This window comes from Ruegeria sp. HU-ET01832 (genome assembly GCF_040371315.1).
Lineage (GTDB): Bacteria > Pseudomonadota > Alphaproteobacteria > Rhodobacterales > Rhodobacteraceae > Ruegeria > Ruegeria lacuscaerulensis_A.
The window spans coordinates 747,499-766,813 of sequence record NZ_BAABWL010000002.1 but is presented as its reverse complement, the minus strand read 5'-3'; the positions used below and the strand labels follow the sequence as shown (position 1 = coordinate 766,813).

Below are 19,315 nucleotides of genomic sequence, written 5' to 3'. Positions count from 1 at the left end.
TCGGCGTCTGATCTGCAATTCAGCCCTGATTTTCCCAAAAGAGAAGTCAGGATCATTGAAATCGGTTTAGGTGCTTGATGAAGGAAGTGAGGCGAAAATGGCAAGGTTCTGTCGCTGGTGGCAGAACTATGTGTCGCCTGACAAGGACACAAATGGCGGACCGAGGAGCAACTATACACTTTATATGACTTTTTGTTAAAAATTTATAAAATCTTAGAAGCTAAAATGCATACCACTAAACATACCACACTAATCATTGGAACTGGCGCTGCAAAGCCTCAGGTTCGAGCATGACGGAACGACCGGTAACTAAGAATAGCAGACACTCAAACAAAGTGCAGTGAACGTCTTCTTCGAGCCAAAGCGAACACTCGCTCAAACTTGATTTGGGGGCCATTATTATCCCAAAACCATCTATTTGACTGACCGGTTGCCAGAATCGCAGTCATAGGTGATCCTTCAAGAAATCGAAGGATCGCAATATGTTTAGGTTTCTATTAATTGCATTCGGTGTTTGCGTATCTACTTTCGCGTTAGCGCAAGAGTCGTCCGAAGATGTGGCGGGAAAAGATGATACCCCTGCAACCTCGTCCAGCCTGCTAACTGATGCTGAGTTGCAGACATTGGTCGCCCCGGTTGCTCTTTATCCCGACACGTTACTCATACAGATATTTGTGGCGGCCACCCAGCCATTGGAAATTGTTAAGGCTGAGCGGTATTTGCTGGATAACGCCGACCGCGACCCCGTTGAACTTGAGCCGGAAATCGAAGCAATGGGATGGGATCCTTCTGTCAGCGTATTGGCGACGGCGTTTCCCGAAGTTGTTGGGCAGATGGCCACCCATATCGACTGGACCGAGACAGTCGGCACAGCCATGTTGGCCCAGTCCGATGATGTGATGGATGCCGTGCAGGTCATGCGGGATCAGGCAATTGACAGCGGCGCTCTTGTTTCAGGTCCCGAGCAAACTGTCGAAGTGTCTGACGACGACACAGTAGTAATTACACCGACAGAACCCGAAACGGTATACGTCCCACAATACAATCCCGAGACGGTTTATACTGGCCCGTCAACCGGGGATGTTGTGGGCGCAGCACTACTAACGTTTGGCGCCGTTGCCCTGATCGACGAAATTTTTGACGACGACGATGATTGGTATGACTACTGGGGGTGCCGAAATTGCGGTGGCTGGGGCGGTGGTCCTATTTACAGAAATCCAAACATCGACATAGACGTCGATGGCAACGTCAATATCGGCAATGATATAGATTTAGGTGACCGAACGGATATCGGATGGAACCCCGATCCTGACCGGCAACAGGAGGCCCGGAACAAAATAGCGGATCATAAAAGACCTGAAGGTGGCCGCGGCGACTTGCCGGTTAGCCGTCCTGACGGTCGCACGGATGAGCTGCGTGCAAAGTTGAGCCGAGAATCTGGTGCTGCAGATATCAGCCGGGACCGCGGGGCGGCAGCAGCTGCGGTCGGTGCCGGTGCAGGGGCTGTAGCAGGCGGGGCACTAGCGAACCGGGGAAACGCTAATCGGGACAAGGCCGCTGCAAAGCAACAGGCCATTGATCGTACCAAACGTCCAGATTCAGCGAAAAAGCCAGTCGCACAAAGACCGCAGACCGCCAAGAAGCCGCAGGCGAAGAAAGCCGCATCGACGCAGCGCAAGCCCGCGGCATCCAAAGGGCAAGCGATGAAGAAAAAGGCGTCCGGCAGCAGAACTCAAAGCGCGTCCAAGCGTGGACACGCCGCTAAAGGCAAGCGGAGACGGTAAGATGCGTAGATCAGTATTTTCAATTTTGTTGCTTGCCGCGACCACCAGCCCGGCTCTCTCTGAAGGAGCCAGATTTGATACGCCGCAAACCGCACTGGATGCTTTTGTTGATGCGTTGAAGGCTAATGATCAGAGCAAGCTGATCGAAATTTTCGGGCCTGAAGCCGAAGATCTGGTTGGAACGGGTGATCCGGCGGAAGATCAAGAAAGAAGGCAGGAAATGCTTGGCATGTATGCAGAGGGGTATCGTTTCCGGCCTGAGGACGATGGCGTTGTACTTCTTCTGGGTGAAGACGGTTGGCCTTTCCCTATCCCAATTCTGCGAAAAGATGACGGTTGGCGCTTTGACCTGGAGGCTGGTATCGAGGAACTTTCAGCTCGTGAAATAGGCTTGAATGAGTTGGAAGTGATCGAATTGCTTGAGGCCTATGTTGACCTGCAGGCAGCTTTCCGGCTTGTGGACCATAACGGGAATGGCGTTATGGAATTCGCTCAGACGATCATTTCTGATCCCGAAGAGCAAAACGGACTATTCTGGCCCGGTAAAGACAGCTTTGTCGGTGCAGCTCTCGCCCGCGCTGCAGCTTCGGGGTGGAGTGACGGTCAGGCTGACTATGAAGCCGAGCCGTTTCTTGGCTATTATTACACAATCCTGCAAGAGCAGGGTCCTAACGCTCCTGGGGGTGCCTACCCTTATTTCGTCGGGGATCACTTCGTTGCAGGACATGCCTTGCTGGCAATACCGGCAGACTACGGAGAAACTGGTGTCCATTCCTTTCTGGTTGGCGAAAACGGCATAGTCTACGAGGCAGATTTTGGCCCTGAAACACTCAGTATTGCTGCTGAAATTACTGCCTATGATCCAGACACTAATTGGTCACCGGTGGAATAATGTTTGGATTGATAGTGGCGCTTAAGCTCTGCTGCTTTGCTGAGGCCACTATTTGCGGATCGTGTAACGAGCTTCAATTCGATGGTTACGTGTACCCGAACAGGTTCAGCCTGGATCGCTCTTGCAACACACATTGTGACTTCGAGCAAATTGTCCATCTTACGGTTTGATCCATTCTTCTGCCTTAACACGTTTAAACTGAATGATCGGATAGTTCGCAGAGCGGTCTTTCATCTGAAATTGCCGAATGACTGCTGTGAGCCCAGAACAGACGAAGTGATTTTTTAGTCTTAACCTGATATCACTCATCCCTGGGTGTGTACCAAATTGGTGATGTGTAGGCCCGCTCCTGTATCGAGTGCGGTGCTTCGTCTGGGATCTCCGTTCCGAACACCTTTGCATCGTATGTCGTCCATCGCGGCGTTGGTATTGCCAGCACTCTGACATAGTAAAACGCGTTTTGCGTTGGGTCGAAGTTCGGGTCTTCCCAATATCCGGTGAGAATTGCCTGGCCGATGTCATTTGTCCAAGACGCGTTTTCTACATCCACCGTATTGCCAACCGGGCCGTCACACGCCGCGTTTAGAAGTTCACGCCCGCCACAAGCAACATCATAAACACGTTCCGACGTTGTGCCGTCACTGTTCAGCCAGCCTTTGACAATCTGAATACGGTCGAGGTTGGCCCCATCGGGGTCACGGAGCGCACGGATGAGAAGGCGCGGAGACCGACCGTCACTATCCGCTGGCAAATCCGCCCCCATCGGGACGCCATTTTCATATCCATACGCGGCAAAATCCGCACGTGGCAGGTCTGTTTCGTCGAATTCAAATCCGGCAAAAACACGAATACGCATGAGCGGCCCCGTGGTCGCATAGACTTCCTTCCGAGCAAAAGCATCCCAAATGGCCTCGCGGGTGTTTTCCCTTGCCCAAACGGCCGCCAAACCCGACGCCGAAGTCTGCCATGCATATTGGGCAACACTCTCGTCCCCGCCAATGCCGCCGACGACTTCTTCAAATCGGATCGGGTCAGCAGTAGGTTCAACAGCCGCGACTTTCCCGAAGAAATTGTCCTCGCCAACCGTGGACAGCGATGTATGAGCATCGGTTGAACCGATCACGCCAAATTTGAATGGGTTTGTCCCTGTTTCCGCCTCGTATCCAAGCCCCCGCCGCAATGCTGCCCGCGCATACTCGCGTGGAAGCATCTCCGGTGTCTTGGGCTCTGGTCCAAGTTGTCCTTTGTCCCACGTTTCGAAGTCAGCAAATTCATCGTCTGGTGACAGCATGGGATGTGCTTCGCCGTCACCTTTCATTTGCGTGATTTCGTAGATCGGTTCCCACTTGGCACGCTGTTTGAAATACTCAACATCGAACGGTTCGCCGGACAAGCGCACTTCGTCGAACATCAACCCGTTGGACAAATTGCCATTGTGCGGGATCGCAAGCAGCTTTTGGCCTGTTGTCTCTTCGGCTTTTTCCATCCATGCCCAAAGGTCTTCGGGGTCGAAGCTATCAAAGTTCGAGAACGGGATGATCTTGTCAGCGCCCTCTTTGCCACCGTTGAATATGACATTCCTGTGCAGGTTGTTCCGCTGTGGGTTTGAGGTCCACTCGAACCCGATAAGCGCGGTAAAAAAACCCGGTTGATTGTGTGCCTCAGCGGCGGAGGTAATGCTGCTCCACGCTGATTGGTAAATCTCCTGATAATCCGCCAATGGGTCTGTGCCAGTGGACTTGGCTTGGCTCCAAATGGACCATGCGCCGACGGGATCACCAGCTTCGACAGCCGCGTTCAGTTGCTGGCCAAACTCCGTGGAGAGCAGCGTGGCATCTTTGGCTGAGAGCAGCGGCGCAAGACCAAGGTTCTCGGCGTGATCGGCAACAACCAGAAAATCCAATGGTCGGCGCAACCTCGCTTCGACACCAGTGCTGGATGTAACGACTTCCCCTTTGGCAAACCTGTATGCTTCATCAGGGCCAAGTACATTGCCGATCATACCGGCATCGGCAGAGTATGATGTATGCAAGTGAGTGTCGCCGAAATAGACCTGATTAGGGAAGTTTTGTTGTGGGTAGGGGGAATATTCTCTGTCGCCAGGTTGAGTGCTTGGGACGTCCTCGGCGTGCGCACCAGCCGCAAGCGCGATAGTCAGAATAGATGCTAAACGGATCATTTCCTAACCTCATATTTTGCTCAAAGTTTACAACGCTCAATACAAGTAACTATGACGCAAAATCTGAACTCTATTCGTCCAGCACAGCAGCCGCTCAATTAAACTCTACGAACGATGGCTGCGACCCCAAAGCGGCGTACACGCAATAACTAAAGCACACACCTGTATCGAAGTCTCAAATAAAAAAGGTGTTTTAGCGTGGTATGCTTGCGAACGTTGAGGTTTCATCAACTTTTTGCAGTTTGACGACGCGCAATCTCCTGTCGAATTAGGCCTATGTGCAAACGTGCATCATATGCTCCCTGGCGGTATGCGAGCGGCAGATTCAGATTTGCAAGGGCGGTGTCCACGTCTTCGATATTTTTGGCGACTTCTTCTACCTCAGTTGAGGTCTGTGCCTTGCTGAGTTCCTCCTCAAGCGCCGTGATACGCTGATAAAAACGCCAAACCCGGCGCTTTTGAAACCACACGTAACTGGACGGGACGATCCGTAAAAACGGTACTAAGAACAACAAAGGCAACAGCAATAACAGTACGCTGCCAAACTGTGCTGCGATCCAATATGGCAAGACGCCATGCAAAAAGTTTGGCCCAGAGTTTATGAGTTCTGTGGCAATTTTGTTCAGTGGTACAGGCGGCGAAGCCGTGTTCGGATACTCGCGCGCACTTTGCAAAATACTAGGTTCGCTATGAATGTTCTTTGCTGCATTCACTAACCTATCGGTTACTGCAGGATGCAGATCGGATGCGGCGATAAGTGAAGCTCGCAATGCTAAGATCTTGACGTCCTCTGGTGGTCTCGGAGGGTCAAGTGTGATTGATCCTGCCGGTACAGTTACCGAATTCGCTCCGGAAAGTTTCAATGCAAGGGCATCGACCAAAGCCATAGGGACGAAAATGATTTCTGGATCAAAAATTGCATCCATAAGGTAAGGTGCATCGAGTGGAGCGACAAACAACGCCGCATCCGCTTCGTTGGCATATAACGCCTTTATCGCATCATTGCCCCCGACGTCGACGAGGTTTATGCCGACATTTTGCAACTCGGCGGCCTCAATTAGCGCTAAAGCGGCGGCGCGAGTACCGGACGCCTTGGTTCCTGCAGCTAAGCGAATGTCTCCCCATTCTCCTGCATTGGCCCCGACGGGACTAGACTTTCCGCGGAACACCACCATGGGTTCAAGAAAAATGGCGCCCAAAGACTGTAAGTTTTCGTCCTGAGGTATTTCCAGGCCACCCTGAACAAATGCGGCATCCACTTCGCCAGAAACAAGTTTCTGAATGTTCTCAACAGACCCCTCGGTTTCAACTAAAATTACCTGAATGCCGTCACGTGCAAGTTCTGCTTTGTAGAGTTGTCCAACTTGCCAATATCCGCCGCCGCTTATACCAGCAGCCAGCTTAATACTGTTGGGCGGTTTCAAGCCAAAGATCAGAAAAACAAGCAACCCGACAAACATAATCGGAAAGAGAATGAAAAGAGCTAAGCGCATTTATTCTCACGTTCAGATGATCGGAACAGATAATTCGTTCTCATTTGATAGCAGTCTTTTTGCCAACGAGAAACCGATCACAGTGGGTGGCACTCGAAGGTTCGAGTTCTTCGGTTCAAGTATCCCTAAAGATTAAGTTGGTAGCGCAAAAAAACCAAGAGCGCTTGAACTAGGTTGAAATCAAAAACTGGCCGTATAGGCAACGGTTTATCCTATCGTAAACCAGAGTTTTAGTATTGTCTTTTTTGTCGCCAACGTCCCGCATCTCGAAAATTGCAAAGTCTTGTTGCGAATGTCCGGTTTAGGCTGTCTGCGGTCCTTCGGTGAAAGCGGGCCAATGGCGGCAAAGTCCGCAGGGCAGTCCCACTCAGACCTGAAAGCAGTCGCTCAAAAACTCAAGAGACGCTGCAACGCAGAGAACGGTTATTTGGAGCCAAAGCAGCCTTCAAATTGAACTGTTTCTCAATTGTAAGCACCGGACGAATACGTCAATTCATAGGAATGGCTGTACAGTTCGAACACAATACCGAATGGATCTTCTACATAGACCATCCGGTAAGGTTTATCGCCCGGGTAGTAGTAACGAATGGGCATCCGCTGCTTTCCCCCCGCCGCTACGATTTTTTTCACCAGACCTTCCACGTCGGGATCTTGGATGCAAAAGTGAAATGTCCCATTGCGCCGGTAGTCTATGTTGTTTTCGGGCGCATAGTTCCCGTCGAACTCGAAAATTTCAATCCCAACGCGGTCCGCAGTCGCCATGTGAGCTATGCGCAGTTTTTTCCATTCTGGTCCAAAGACATCCGTGCACATTACACCAATATCGCTATCATCCTCCAGAACGTCCGTTGGCGGCATGATGACGTAGAAGCCAAATACCTCGGAATAAAATTTTACTGCTTCATCCACGTCCGGCACTGAAAGACCTATGTGAGAAAAGGATCGAGGCGTGTGCGACATTGTTATTCCCTTCAACTGTTGTGGACCAAGGATCAGTTTCAACAAAATGATCTGCAAGTAGAAGTTTGCTTAACAACAGAAAAGTCAAATTGAGTTTGCCAAATTTACGACCATTGCAGGCAAATCGGTTGACCCTTCGGCGTTGATCCACGGGTAGCTATCTGACCGGTATCGAAAGCGATCAAGTCAGCAATGCAGGCGTTGTTTAGCCTGCAGAAAACGTCTTTTTCTTTATTGCGTCTAAAGCCCGCCTTAGCGCGGAAGTTCAAAGTGAAGAGGTGCAAATTACAGTATTGCGCTTCTCAAAGTGCCGAATGCATTCCTAGTTCTGGTATGATTTTTTGCGCCCTAGCGACGACCTATTTCAAATACATTTGGATAAAACCATTTTGACGTTACCACTGAGGAACAGATAATTTTTGATCATGGGCCTGAATTGAGCTTTCGAACATCCCCAATTTTCTATCTCTGAGTTGCGACCGCCGGCAGTTGCACGCGACCCGCGCGCTATGTCCTCAAAATGAAATCCGTCCGCATTGTTCTTCCGTATCCAACTATGAAAATGGAGGCGTGGAGTGTTGCGGATAATTGTGCTTGGCGGCTTGCTCTTGTTAGGCGAACAAGTGCGCGCCGTTGAGCTTGGCGCGAAGTTTGACTCGATCGACGGGGGAACCTTGTCTTTGTCAGATTGGAATGGTCAACCGGTTCTAGTTGTCAATACGGCATCCCAATGCGCGTTCGCCCGTCAATACCAGAGGCTTCAAGACCTTTATGATCGGTATCGCAACCGCGGGCTGGTTGTCGCCGCGGTCCCTAGGGATGACTTCCAGCAAGAACTGGCAACCAACTACGAAGTGCGCAATTTCTGCGAACTGCAATACGGTAGCGATTTTTCAATGAGCGTGATAACACACGTGACTGGCGCTGACGCTCACCTTTTCTTACGGTCCTTGAAAGAGGTGGAAGGATTCGCGCCAAGGTGGAATTTCAACAAGGTCTTGATTGGCCTTGGTGGTACAGCTGTCGAAACATACGGCTCGATCGTTGATCCGCTTTCGGCGTCCATTACCAACGAGATCGAGGAACTCCTGCCATGAAAAACCGCTCCAGCCGGATCACACTGCCCATTCATCACAAAGCGCAAGCACCCAGATGATTGTGCGGGTATGGGACTTGAACCGTTCGTCCAGCAATGGCATCCCAAAAGGAAACCAGTCTCACGTGGGAAATGTCAGATGAAAAACCTTCTTCTAACGTGCTGCTTTGGATTTGTTTTTCTTGGGTTCACTTCGCTTCCGTCGGCCGCCCAGCCTCAGTTAGGCTGGGCGTATCAGGTTGATGGGCTTGCCGCGTTTCAAGGGGATGCGGATTTGAGTGGCGGAGGCAAGTTCTCTGCAAGTCGAGCGTTTCTACGCGCTACCGCACTTTACAATCTAGAAGGCGGAAGCAGCGTTGGGCTTTCCACCAGTTTTGGCAAGCTGGACTATAATTTCAGCCAATCGAACAACCAGCCATGGGAAAACATACGTGACCTTCGCGTAGCTGTTCCTGTCCGGTTTCGTGTGGGGGATACAACAACGGTTTTTGTATCGCCACAGATCAGATGGGACTACCAAAGCGGGGCCTCCTCGTCTGACGGTAGAACCTACGGTGTTTTTGCAGGTATTGCATGGCAACTGAACGAGCGCCTAACGATAGGCCCAGCCTTTGGTGCGTTTTCCGAATTAGACGAAAGCGGTACTGATTTTTTTCCGGCTCTGCTTATCGACTGGGACATAAATGACCGCTGGAATTTCAACACTGGCTCTGGGGTCGGAGCAACGCAAGGTCCCGGATTGTCGCTGAGCTACGCTCTAAATGAGGCTATCGACCTTTCGTTAACCGCACGATCAGAGAGAATTCGTTTCAGGTTGGATGGGGATGGCCTCGCCCCGGATGGGGTGGGTGAAGATAAGAGTATCCCTGTAGTTCTTTCTCTTCGGTACAATCCGAATCCTGGGGTTTCAATGAGCGTGTTTGCGGGCGTAGAATTTGATGGCCGCCTGACTTTAGATGATGCGAATGGAGCAGAAATCAGTCGGCAAAGCTATGACACTGCGCCGTTGGTTGGGCTGGCGTTTAGGGTCAGGTTCTGATCACAGCATCGAGCCAGTTTGCCATATGTGAGCGGAGGTTTTCTCGCGGCTGAGTCTGAACCACCGCTTTGTCCGCAAAGTCGAAGTTGGCTGCTACTTCTTTGAATGGCTGCTCTGCGGACAAAACTGCCGTTCACCGCCGCGCGGCGCTGGGACGTAGCCTGAATATCCGGTTCGCGGACAAGGTGGCCGTTGGTTCCTTAAACAAAACGGCCACCTTGGGTTTAGAGTATGCGGATTTCGCAATGCGGGCAGGATTACGTGTCTTCTCTTCCGTAAGCACAATATCTCAATTGGCACCCTTATTGGATGCTGAAGAGACCGCTACCAATCGAATTTCCATCATATCTTTAGGTCCAGGCGCGGCTTCCAAAACGGGCGGAAGAGTTCAATCTTGGGGCATCGGTTCATCACGACTTTAAGGCCCGCCGCTTCGGCGAGTTGCGCTGCTTTGTCGTCGTACACGCCGATTTGACCCCAAAGAACTTTTGCCCCGATTGCAATGGCCTTCTCGGCAAAGCCATAAAGCTCTTCTTTTGGGCGGAAGACGTCTACCATATCAACTTGCTTGTCGATCTCTTCCAGCGAATGGTAGACCTTGAGCCCTCTAATTTCCGAAACATTCGGGTTAGGATTCACCGGTAGGATATCATAGCCGATTTCACTCAGCTGTCGCAGAACGCCATAGCTGAATTTCGTTTTGTCTGCGCTAGCCCCCACCATTGCAATGGTTTTAACCGACTCCAGGATGTCGGCGAGGTATTTGGGGTCGTAATCGTAGATGCGGTCTATACCTGCCTCGGGCATCGGTTAACCTTCCTTCGGCGTCGCAATGTCAGCCTTGAGTTCGTGGGGTTTGAGAGGGTCGAGAAACGGATTGCGGTACAGCTTGTCATGGCTCTCGACCCCGATCTCAAGCGTGATGTCGGATGTCGGACGCGCGACGCAAAGGATGACATAGCCGTTCGCGATTTGTCGATTATTCAGCGCAACCTGTCGGCGTTGATCGATCGCGCCAGTCTGTAGTTTTGCCGCGCAGGTAATGCAGCCGCCATACTTGCACCCAAAAGGCAAGTCGACGCCCTGTTCTCTCAGCGTTTCCAGAAGTGGACGCCGCGCATCCACAAAGTATTGCGCGCCATCTCTGTTCGCGATCGTCACGGTATACATAGTCATAGCCAGATGTCGCTTGTGCAATCACCGCCCGGATACCGGCTCTCGTGACAGCGCGATGGACCATTCGGTTCTTTGCCAAAGTCCACTATGAAGTCCTCGTTGATCTTCATACCGCCGTTTTCAGGGTCGCAATCGATCATCACCATAACCCCGCCCTTTTCGCGGATCTCGGGATAGAACTGATTATCCCAAGTCGAGAACAGCGAGGTCGTGACATAAAGCCTTCGTCCGTCGAGAGAGAGCTGGAACATTTGCGGACCACCCGCGACCTCAACCCCGTTAACGATCGGAGCTTTACCCAAAAGGCCCCCCATAAACACTTGGCCGGTCAGCTTGGGATTATGCGGGTCGGTGATGTCATACTGGCGCATATCTCCATGCAGCCAATTGTTCAGGTACAAGTATTTGTCGTCCATCGAGATCAGGATCGCCGACATAACCCCCGGCAACGGGATCGGCCATTCGCGGTGCATCTCGTTTTCCACGTCGATGATCTTTTCCCACCGCCACTTTTTAGCATCGTCTTGCCACCAATGGATCACATTGGTCGAAAGAGCTGCGCCACAGAACCCATGCGTGCTGTCGGGGTCATGGTGGAACTTGACTTCCAGTGGCAACAGTCCGTCTTCACCCAAATAGAAGCTTTCGACTGGTTCGCGCTTTTCAAAATCCCAAAAATGCAGCTCCCGCCCATATTTCAGATGGCCCACTTCTTCCAGATCGAAGCCTGGCATGAAGGTATTGGGCGCAGCCCATTCGGAACTGACCATCACGTTGTGGCGTGGTTGGTACCAGAAATCGTAGCCAAACTTGATATCGCCCATCGAGGTTTCCCAGCGACCGACGATGTTGAACTCTTTGTCGAGATGCAGATAGCCTCCAGGAGCCTCACCCTTGGCATTTCCAAGGAAGGAAATGATGATTTCCGAGCCCAAACAGTGCACCGTATGCGGGCCCGATAGATCTGCCTTGGCCTTGATTTCGGCCCCGTCGATGATCTTATGCAACCGCGGCGTACGCGGGTCAGTGGCTGTATCAACGATGTGAAGGTTGTTAGAGCGTACGCCCGGCAGGATCAGGTATTTGCGGGACATCGAGCCGTCGTCGTGACAGGACGAACAGGCGTTCCACCCCATGTGGTGAAGCTCGTCCCCAATCCCCGGCATTTCCAGCCTATGGATTACCTGGGAATAGGTCGGGCTGTCAGGGTCGACATCCACTGTAGCAAGGTAATCAGGTTTCTGGATCCCTGTCCCAGTGTAGATGGCGATCGTGTAGAGTAGCTTTTCTCGGGGGGCTTTGATGGCTTCTTGCGGACTCTTGAAGCCCGGCCCACAGCATTGTCCATCCATCGAGTGCTCCTCCCTTGATTCCCTAAATTGTATCGTATATCGAAAATTTAGTTATCATAAAGTGAGAAAAATGCATCTCGAACGATTAGCGCTAATTTTGGAAATCGTTGGTCAAAAAGGACGTGCGTCCGTAGCGGATATCTGCGCCCAGTCCGATATACCTAAACCGACGGCCTACAGGCTGGTTCAAGACCTTGTTTCATCCGGCCTCCTTGAATCACCAACCCGAGGTGAGTTCGCGATTGGGAACAGGCTAAAGCGTATCACGTTGAGCGATCACTCTGATCCCGCTCTTTTGCAAGTGATTGCGCCTCTCCTCTCTGGTGCCGCGAATGACTACGGCGCTGCGTTTTTCTTGTCTCGGCTACGGGGCCATTGGGTTGAGATTATTCATGTGGAGACACCGCAGACGGGCGTGTCTTTTCTTCATCCAGGTATGGGCAAACGACCAATGCATGCGTGCTCTTGCGCCAAGGCAATCGCCGCCGTGTCCCCAGAGCTGCTGTCTCAAGACCGATTGGATGGGCAGCTTAAGCGGTACACAGATCGCACGATTACAGACCCTAAGGATCTGGCCGCGGAACTCGATGTCATTCGAGCCAAAGGGTATGCCGAATGTGTTGAAGAGCTCGAGCGCGGGATCAGTTCTGTCGCAACAACGCTGACTAAGACAGGTGTTGGTGCAACGCTTTCAATCGGCGCTACGGCGTCTCTTCGGGTGTTTACACCTTCGAAGCGAGAAAAGATTGGGCATACACTTACCACAATGTCACACGAACTTGCACGCGCGCTAGGATGGCGTGAAGCAGATAAAGAAAGGATACCCGCTTAGGTTCATGGGTATCGCAGTGCTGTAGGTTAACGCCATTCAGCAGGACAGGTGTGTTTTGCGACCTTCGCCGCTTTTAGGTCAATGAGGGAGACAAATATGGACGATGCAATGTTTGGCGGGTTCTTCGTAATCAACGTAAAGCCCGAGTTTCGGCAGTCCTTTTTGGAGGCCAGCATCTTCCAAGCGCAAAATGTTGTCAGTGAAGAACCCGAAGTTTTCCAGCTTCAAATTATGGTGGATGAGACAAATCCAAATCGTTTCTATTTCTACGAAGTGTTCAGGAACGAAGCTGCAGTTCAGGATTATTGGGACTCTGAAACTTTCAACAACTGGTTAGACACAGTCCATAAGATGCTGGATGGCGAGATTGAACTTGTTGCCAGGATGCGCTCGCTTTTTCCGACGCCAAAAGGTTTCGAAGCGCAAAAAGCAAGCCTGCTACTATGGTAAAATTGACCGACGTTTGAGGCTATCGCCGGTGCGAGAAAATTATGGATTTAGGTGCTGGACCGCGTTGGGCTCGAACCAGTCTTTCGCTGTGTAGTGCATCAATTACCGCAGCGCGGGGCAAAGCTACGGATAAGTCAGTTCGTTAGGATTTGTGATGACGGCCCAAACCTGCCGTTGAACAAGCTGCGCGCGCGGCACTACGGCTTCACCATCGCGGTCACTCAACAGCCAACCGGAATACAGCGGGGGCAGTCCACCATCCAGAAATTCGCTGCCGGCGCGCAGTTCTTACGCCACAAGAGGTTAGGCGCGCCTGTTCGTTGGATAACTTACTGGTTCTTCCATCCTTCAATCAGCCTGACCGCTGCCTCGGCGTAGCTCCGCGGAAACTGATCCGAGGTTCGAGCTTTCATGATCGTATGAAGGCCCAGCAAAAGACCTATCAGCACCCGTGCGGCCTCATCCGGATCGACCTCGGAACGGATGGCCCCGTCAGCCTTTGCTCGCCTCAGTATCGTCGCAAACCGCCCCTCCAGTGCGGTCAGGTACCGCTCGATTCGCGCGTTGACCTCTGGGTCAGAGCGATCGAATGAACTGATCGAATTAAAGGCAAGACACCCGGCATCCTCAATCTTTGGCATCCGCTCGGTTGACGCGATGCCCCGAAACCAACCAGCCAGATCATCCAGCGAATAGGTTTCGGGATCAGGGAAATGTCGGGCCTCGGCATTGTCCAGATAAGTATCAAGGGTCTTTAGGAAAAACTTCTCCTTCCCACCATAGGTGGTTTGCAGTGTGAACCGGGTCAGCCCCGTCTCCTGCTCAAGCTCCCGCGTGCTGGCACCGTGGTATCCGCGCCGCCAGAACAGGTCCAGCGCCCCTGCCACCGCACTGTCGTGATCCGTCTTCCGTTTGCGCGCCACAGATTTCTCCTTGCATTTTCTATCCGGGTGGATAGTAATTTGTTCCTATCCACATGGATAGCATCGTAGACGCACGGCGGCAAATACCGTGCGACCCAGCTGAAACGGAGACCTGTCATGACCGCCATTGACCCGACAACCGGGGCCACAAAGCCCGTCACTTTGCGCGTGATCTTCATCCTGAACGCGCTGAAAATCCTGCTGGCCTTTGGCTTCTTCGCCGCCTTCAAGTTCTACGGCCTGCAGGTCGGAGAGCTGGTCGGCCCACAGGCCGCCAGCCTGATGCTCTATACGATGCTGGGGTACATGTTGACATTTTCCTGCATCGTTGCGTCCATCCTCAAACGCAGCCTGATCGGTATTCGCGCTGCGACTGCCATTGATTTTCTGGTCTCGATCCCTGCCACCTCGGTCATCGGCTTTGTCATCGCGATCATCAGCATGGGCCTGACCTTCACCGCATCTGTCCGCGCGTATTTTTCGCATCGCGGCTGAGAAAAGCGCTCCGATGGTTCACCCAAACAAGATCGAAGGGCAATGTGTCTGCGGCGCAGTGCGCTATCGAGTGCAGGACGACATGGCCGCCTTCAAACTCTGCTATTGCAACTTTTGCAAGAAGGCCTCGGGCTCGGCCCATGTTGCGAATGCGTTCACCTCGCCCGACCGGATCGAATGGCTGGAAGGCCAAGAGCAATTTACATCTTTCGATGTGCCCAATTCCCAAGTTCGTCGGGTGTTTTGCCGAAACTGCGGGACGACGCTGCCATTCGAGACACGGAACGGCAAGTTCCAGGCTGTCCCCTTGGCAGCCTGTCACGCCCGCCGTCCCAACCCGGTAAAGCGATTGTCGGCTGGGCGTCCCGCCCCGCATGGTATGATGAGGCGCTGGGTTTGATCGAAGAAACGCATAATGCTGAAAGGGCGGCTCAATGAGTACCGAACAAGAGATCTCACCCGACTTCCCGTTTGAATCGAAGTATGTCAAGGTGGATGGGCAGCGCATCCACTATGTCAACGAAGGCGAAGGCGCGCCCGTTCTATTTCTGCACGGCAATCCGACCTCATCCTATCTTTGGCGCAACATCATCCCCTACGCCGCCCGGCAGAACCGCGCTATCGCAATGGATCTGATCGGTATGGGCAAGTCGGATAAGCCGGATATTCCCTACCGCTTTGTCGACCACGTTCCCTACGTTGACGGGTTCATCAAGGCGTTGGGACTGAAAGACGTGACGCTCGTCATTCATGATTGGGGCTCCGCATTGGGGTTCCATCATGCGCACCGGCATCCTGAGAACATACGCGGCATTGCCTTCATGGAAGGTGTCGTGCGTCCAATGACCTGGGCCGGATTTCCGCCAGATTTCCGCGCCGGGTTTCGCATGATGCGGACGCCCGGTCTTGGGTGGCTGATGATCTCGGGGCTGAATATGTTCGTCGAAAAAATTCTGCCAAGTGCCATCGTGCGTGATCTGACACCGCAAGAAATGTCGCAGTATCGTGCGCCTTTTCCCACAGCGCGCAGCCGCAAGCCGGTTCGTATGTGGCCTTGCGAAATTCCGATCGATGGTACGCCTTCTGACGTTCATGAGATCGTCAGCGCCTATAGCCGCTGGCTGGGTGACACAGAAACCCCGATGCTGATGTTCCACGCCACGCCCGGAGGCACCATCGGGCCTAAAGAGGTCGAATGGTGCCGTCAGACCATCCAGAATCTGGAAGTGGTGGATATCGGGAAAGGTATTCATTTCCTGCAGGAGGATAACCCCCATCTGATCGGAGAAAAACTGGAGGAGTGGTTGGCACGACTGCTCACATAAACCAGTGCTGCGACGTGTAGCGGTTGAGCCGTATACATAAATCGGGTTTCCTGATTGTATGCTTTGACAATTATCCAGCGCGTTCAAAGGCCAAGCACCGGAGGGAAACACTGTTGAATCTGATGATCCCGATACCCTTGATACTGGCGGCTGTACTGCCCGCATTTCTGGACCGGTGCTCCGGATCCGATACCAGCGTTGCTTTGGGCGTATTGGCGCGCGACCGGGTGGCCTTGACCGCGACGGCCAGCGAAATCGTCGTCGAATTACCGGTTGCAGAGGGAACTGTGGTCAAGGCAGGCGACACGCTGGTTCAGCTTGACCCCACCCTGCAAAGCGCAAAGCTGGCACTGGCGCAGGCTGAGCTGGAAAAGGCGCAGGCCACGCTTCTGAAACTGCAGGTGGGGCCGCGTGAGGAGGAGATTGCGATAGCCGAAGCCAAAGTCGCGGGCGCTGTTGCACGCCTTGCCGATGCCGAAGCCATTTATGACCGAAACGCCAGACTGGTCGAGAACTCGGTCGTGACCGAAGCGCAGGTGGCAAATGATCTGGCCCTGCGCGATTCTGCCCGGGCAGAACTGGCCAGCGCTCAGCAATCGCTGAAAGAGCTGCAGAACGGCACCCGCCCCGAAGACCTTGCGGTTGCCGAAGCCAACGTACGGGCCGCCGAAGCGATGGTTTCCGCCGAGCAAACCGTTTTGGACGACTTGACGGTTACAGCTACCCGCGACGGCGTGCTGGATTCCCTGCCGTGGAATTTGGGCGAACGCGTAACATCCGGTAGCCCGGTGGCCGTGATGGTCACAGGCCAGACGCCTTACGCGCGCGTCTATGTTCCGGAGCCGCATCGCGTCAATCTGAAACCCGGCGACACGCTGGAAGTGCGCGTTGACGGGCTAGCCGATCCGTTGGACGGCGTGATCCGCTGGATAAGCGACGACGCTTCTTTCACGCCATATTACGGATTGAACCAGGATGACCGAACCCGGCTTGTCTATTTGGCCGAGATTGACCTGCCCACTGCAACACCGGACCTGCCCGCCGGTGTGCCAGTGCAGGTTCCCATGCCATGAACGATGTCGTCGTCTCAACGCAGGGTCTGACCCGTCGGTTTGGGGAAAACACCGCAGTCAACAATCTGGACCTTGAGATCAGAACGGGCCAGATTTACGGGTTTCTCGGCCCCAATGGCTGCGGCAAGACCACGACCATGCGGATGCTGACCGGCTTGCTGACCCCCAGTCGTGGGGCGATCTCGGTATTGGGTAGGTCGATGCCCGAGGCAGCAGAGCCGCTTAAGAACGAGATCGGCTATATGACTCAAATTTTCTCGTATTACCGCGATCTGACAGTGCTGGAAAATCTCCGCTTCGCAGCGGAAATCTATGGCATTCCAGCGAAATCGGCCGCAAGCCGGATCGACGAGCTGCTACATACCTACGACCTGACGATGAACGTCCATCAGCTCAGTGGCAGCATGAGCGGCGGACAACGACAAAAGCTGGCGCTTGCGGCCACTGTGATGCACCGACCGAAACTGCTGTTTCTGGACGAACCGACCTCGGCCGTTGATCCCGAAACCCGCCGCACCTTCTGGGAGCAACTGTTCGATCTGGTCGATCAGGGCGCGACCATGATTGTATCCACCCATTTCATGGACGAGGCAGAGCGTTGCCACCGGCTAGCGATCCTGCAGCATGGCGTCAAAAAGGCAGACGGGTCTCCGCGTCAGTTGATGGATGATTTGCAGGCCGATGTTGTCGAAGTTGAGGGTCCCGACCTGCGAAAGGTCAAACACGCGTTGGACGGCAAGCCCAAGGTGCTTTCGACAGCACAAGTGGGTTCGCGGCTGCGTGTGCTTGTCGACAAGTCCGAGACTCAGCCTGCGGAAATGCTGCAAAAGCAGCTTGTTGGGTTTCCGGACCTGTCGCTTACGCCGCAACGCCCAAATCTGGAAGACGTCTTCGTCAGTGCAACACGGGAGCATGAACCGTGATCTCTGCGCGCCGCATAGTCGCCGTGCTAAAGAAAGAGCTATTGCAACTGCGGCGGGACCGGATGACTTTCGCCATGGTCATCATGATCCCGCTAATCCAACTGCTGTTGTTTGGCTACGCGATCAACACCAACTTGCGTCACGTGCCCGTCGCGCTGGTAGATGAATCCAGAACCGAGCTGTCTCGCACGCTGGCGCAAATCGTTCAGGCCACGCAGGTCGTCACCATCACCGAAGAACTGACCACCCCTCAAGAAGCTGAGCGCGCGATCACCGAATCCCGCGTGCGTGCCGCGCTGATCATACCTCAAGACGTCAGCCAACGCCTTGCCCGCAGCCCGTCCGTAGGGCTGAGCCTGCCCAACGCAACGGTTCAGACCAGCAGCCGGCCTGTTGCCCATTGGATCGTAGATGGCTCAGACACGATGGTCGCCAGCGCAATTAAATCTCTGCGAACGATGCCCTTGACCGAATTGCTGAAACAGCCTCCAAACCGGCAAGTACCGACGTTCGAAGTCACGCTCTACTTCAACCCTGAACAGCGATCGGCGGTTAATATCGTGCCGGGCCTTGTCGGTGTCATACTGACTATGACGATGATCCTGTTCACCTCGGCCGCCATCGTCCGCGAGCGCGAGCGCGGCAATATGGAGATGCTGATCAACACCCCGATCAAATCGATCGAGCTGATGGTTGGCAAAATCATCCCCTACATCTTTCTGGGTTTGATACAGGTCGCAATTATCCTTGGCCTTGGTCACTTCCTGTTCGATGTTCCGATCAATGGCGGGCTGGGCGTTTTGCTGGTGGTGACATTGCTGTTCATCATTGCCAGCCTGTCACTTGGGCTGGTGATCTCTACTCTTGCGCAGAATCAATTGCAGTCGATGCAGATGACCATCTTCGTCCTACTTCCCTCGATCCTGATGTCGGGTTTCATGTTCCCTTTCGACGGCATGCCAAAACCCGTCCAGGTGATTGCCCAGATCCTGCCGGCAACCCATTTCATGGACATGATCCGCGGCGTGGTCCTACGTGACGCCTCGCTCTACGAGTTGCGCTGGGGTATTCTCTGGATGATCGGATTTGCGGTATTCGGATTGTTGGCGGCCACTCTAAGATTCAATAAACGGTTGGGTTGAAGACGGCTGGGCCCGGAATACTGAGAAAATAGACTTCTGTTACGACCTGTACCCAAGACATTGCAAAGTCAGCTTTCTGCGCACTGCTGCGATTGGGGCATCGCGCAGCATCGGTCAAAGTGGGCTCGGTGCAGACATCCGACTAGTTCTGTCGAATGACTACTTTGTGTCGGTTACCAGC

The 19,315-nt window shown here is 53.3% G+C and carries 19 protein-coding genes; 12 read left to right on the top strand and 7 right to left on the bottom strand.

Translation table 11 applies throughout. The features are described 5' to 3' along the window. Positions 1–482: 482 nt before the first annotated feature. Positions 483–1,784, top strand: a complete 1,302-nt coding sequence (locus tag ABWV79_RS09035) for a DUF3300 domain-containing protein (RefSeq protein ID WP_353391477.1) — start codon at positions 483–485, stop codon at positions 1,782–1,784. Between the two features lies 1 nt (position 1,785). Beyond that, the gene (locus ABWV79_RS09030) at positions 1,786–2,676 is read left to right on the top strand and encodes a DUF2950 family protein (protein WP_170356619.1); all 891 of its coding nucleotides are present in this window, start codon (positions 1,786–1,788) and stop codon (positions 2,674–2,676) included. Between the two features lie 301 nt (positions 2,677–2,977). Here the strand turns inward: ABWV79_RS09030 and ABWV79_RS09025 are convergent, their stop codons facing one another. The 3 genes from ABWV79_RS09025 to ABWV79_RS09015 form a co-directional block, all read right to left on the bottom strand. Then, on the bottom strand, positions 2,978–4,855 hold the full coding sequence (locus ABWV79_RS09025; RefSeq protein ID WP_353391475.1) for a DUF3604 domain-containing protein: 1,878 nt from the start codon (positions 4,853–4,855) through the stop codon (positions 2,978–2,980). A 227-nt stretch (positions 4,856–5,082) separates the two neighbouring features. After that, positions 5,083–6,348, bottom strand: coding sequence for a TAXI family TRAP transporter solute-binding subunit (locus ABWV79_RS09020; RefSeq protein ID WP_353391473.1), 1,266 nt, complete (start codon positions 6,346–6,348; stop codon positions 5,083–5,085). A gap of 462 nt (positions 6,349–6,810) precedes the next feature. Next, positions 6,811–7,308, bottom strand: a complete 498-nt coding sequence (locus ABWV79_RS09015; protein WP_170356644.1) for a lactoylglutathione lyase family protein — start codon at positions 7,306–7,308, stop codon at positions 6,811–6,813. A 590-nt stretch (positions 7,309–7,898) separates the two neighbouring features. Between ABWV79_RS09015 and ABWV79_RS09010 the strand changes: the two genes are divergently transcribed. Together ABWV79_RS09010 and ABWV79_RS09005 are read left to right on the top strand one after the other, a co-directional pair. After that, positions 7,899–8,405 carry a glutathione peroxidase gene (locus ABWV79_RS09010; protein ID WP_353391471.1) on the top strand — a complete coding sequence of 169 codons (507 nt, stop codon included), beginning with the start codon at positions 7,899–7,901 and terminating at the stop codon, positions 8,403–8,405. A 138-nt stretch (positions 8,406–8,543) separates the two neighbouring features. Next, complete coding sequence (locus ABWV79_RS09005) at positions 8,544–9,443, top strand: hypothetical protein (RefSeq protein WP_353391469.1); 900 nt, start codon at positions 8,544–8,546, stop codon at positions 9,441–9,443. Between the two features lie 342 nt (positions 9,444–9,785). On the opposite strand, the gene ABWV79_RS09000 is transcribed toward ABWV79_RS09005, so the two are convergent. The 3 genes from ABWV79_RS09000 to ABWV79_RS08990 are packed head-to-tail and all read right to left on the bottom strand — an operon-like array spanning position 9,786 to position 11,971. Continuing rightward, positions 9,786–10,250, bottom strand: a complete 465-nt coding sequence (locus ABWV79_RS09000; protein ID WP_353391467.1) for a CoA-binding protein — start codon at positions 10,248–10,250, stop codon at positions 9,786–9,788. A gap of 3 nt (positions 10,251–10,253) precedes the next feature. Continuing rightward, a complete protein-coding gene (locus tag ABWV79_RS08995) occupies positions 10,254–10,619 on the bottom strand; it encodes a 2Fe-2S iron-sulfur cluster-binding protein (protein ID WP_282153907.1) in 366 nt (121 codons plus the stop codon). Next, positions 10,616–11,971 (bottom strand): selenium-binding family protein, encoded by a 1,356-nt coding sequence (locus ABWV79_RS08990; protein ID WP_353391465.1) that lies wholly within the window; start codon positions 11,969–11,971, stop codon positions 10,616–10,618. Before ABWV79_RS08990 ends, ABWV79_RS08995 begins: the two co-directional genes overlap by 4 nt. 70 nt (positions 11,972–12,041) lie before the next feature. Here ABWV79_RS08990 and ABWV79_RS08985 point away from each other — a divergent pair, with 70 nt between their 5' ends. Both ABWV79_RS08985 and ABWV79_RS08980 read left to right on the top strand, forming a co-directional pair. Further along, positions 12,042–12,803: an IclR family transcriptional regulator gene (locus tag ABWV79_RS08985; protein ID WP_353391464.1), complete on the top strand. Its 762-nt coding sequence runs from the start codon at positions 12,042–12,044 to the stop codon at positions 12,801–12,803. A 96-nt stretch (positions 12,804–12,899) separates the two neighbouring features. Continuing rightward, positions 12,900–13,253, top strand: coding sequence for a putative quinol monooxygenase (locus ABWV79_RS08980; protein WP_282153905.1), 354 nt, complete (start codon positions 12,900–12,902; stop codon positions 13,251–13,253). 329 nt (positions 13,254–13,582) lie between these two features. Here the strand turns inward: ABWV79_RS08980 and ABWV79_RS08975 are convergent, their stop codons facing one another. Beyond that, positions 13,583–14,176, bottom strand: a complete 594-nt coding sequence (locus ABWV79_RS08975) for a TetR/AcrR family transcriptional regulator (RefSeq protein WP_353391463.1) — start codon at positions 14,174–14,176, stop codon at positions 13,583–13,585. Positions 14,177–14,293: 117 nt separating this feature from the next. On the opposite strand from ABWV79_RS08975, the gene ABWV79_RS08970 reads away from it, so the two are divergent. The 6 genes from ABWV79_RS08970 to ABWV79_RS08945 all read left to right on the top strand — a co-directional run bounded on the left by ABWV79_RS08970 (position 14,294) and on the right by ABWV79_RS08945 (position 19,134). Further along, positions 14,294–14,671, top strand: coding sequence for a hypothetical protein (locus ABWV79_RS08970; RefSeq protein WP_170724740.1), 378 nt, complete (start codon positions 14,294–14,296; stop codon positions 14,669–14,671). A gap of 13 nt (positions 14,672–14,684) precedes the next feature. Then, entirely contained in the window at positions 14,685–15,071 is a 387-nt protein-coding gene (locus ABWV79_RS08965; protein ID WP_353391462.1) for a GFA family protein, read from the top strand. A gap of 34 nt (positions 15,072–15,105) precedes the next feature. Next, positions 15,106–15,996, top strand: a complete 891-nt coding sequence (locus ABWV79_RS08960; protein WP_353391460.1) for a haloalkane dehalogenase — start codon at positions 15,106–15,108, stop codon at positions 15,994–15,996. A gap of 122 nt (positions 15,997–16,118) precedes the next feature. Further along, on the top strand, positions 16,119–17,069 hold the full coding sequence (locus ABWV79_RS08955; protein ID WP_353391721.1) for an HlyD family secretion protein: 951 nt from the start codon (positions 16,119–16,121) through the stop codon (positions 17,067–17,069). Then, the gene (locus ABWV79_RS08950) at positions 17,066–17,992 is read left to right on the top strand and encodes an ABC transporter ATP-binding protein (RefSeq protein WP_170356600.1); all 927 of its coding nucleotides are present in this window, start codon (positions 17,066–17,068) and stop codon (positions 17,990–17,992) included. The genes ABWV79_RS08955 and ABWV79_RS08950 overlap by 4 nt, the downstream gene beginning before the upstream one ends. Beyond that, positions 17,989–19,134 (top strand): ABC transporter permease, encoded by a 1,146-nt coding sequence (locus ABWV79_RS08945; RefSeq protein WP_353391459.1) that lies wholly within the window; start codon positions 17,989–17,991, stop codon positions 19,132–19,134. Before ABWV79_RS08950 ends, ABWV79_RS08945 begins: the two co-directional genes overlap by 4 nt. Positions 19,135–19,315 lie beyond the last annotated feature (181 nt).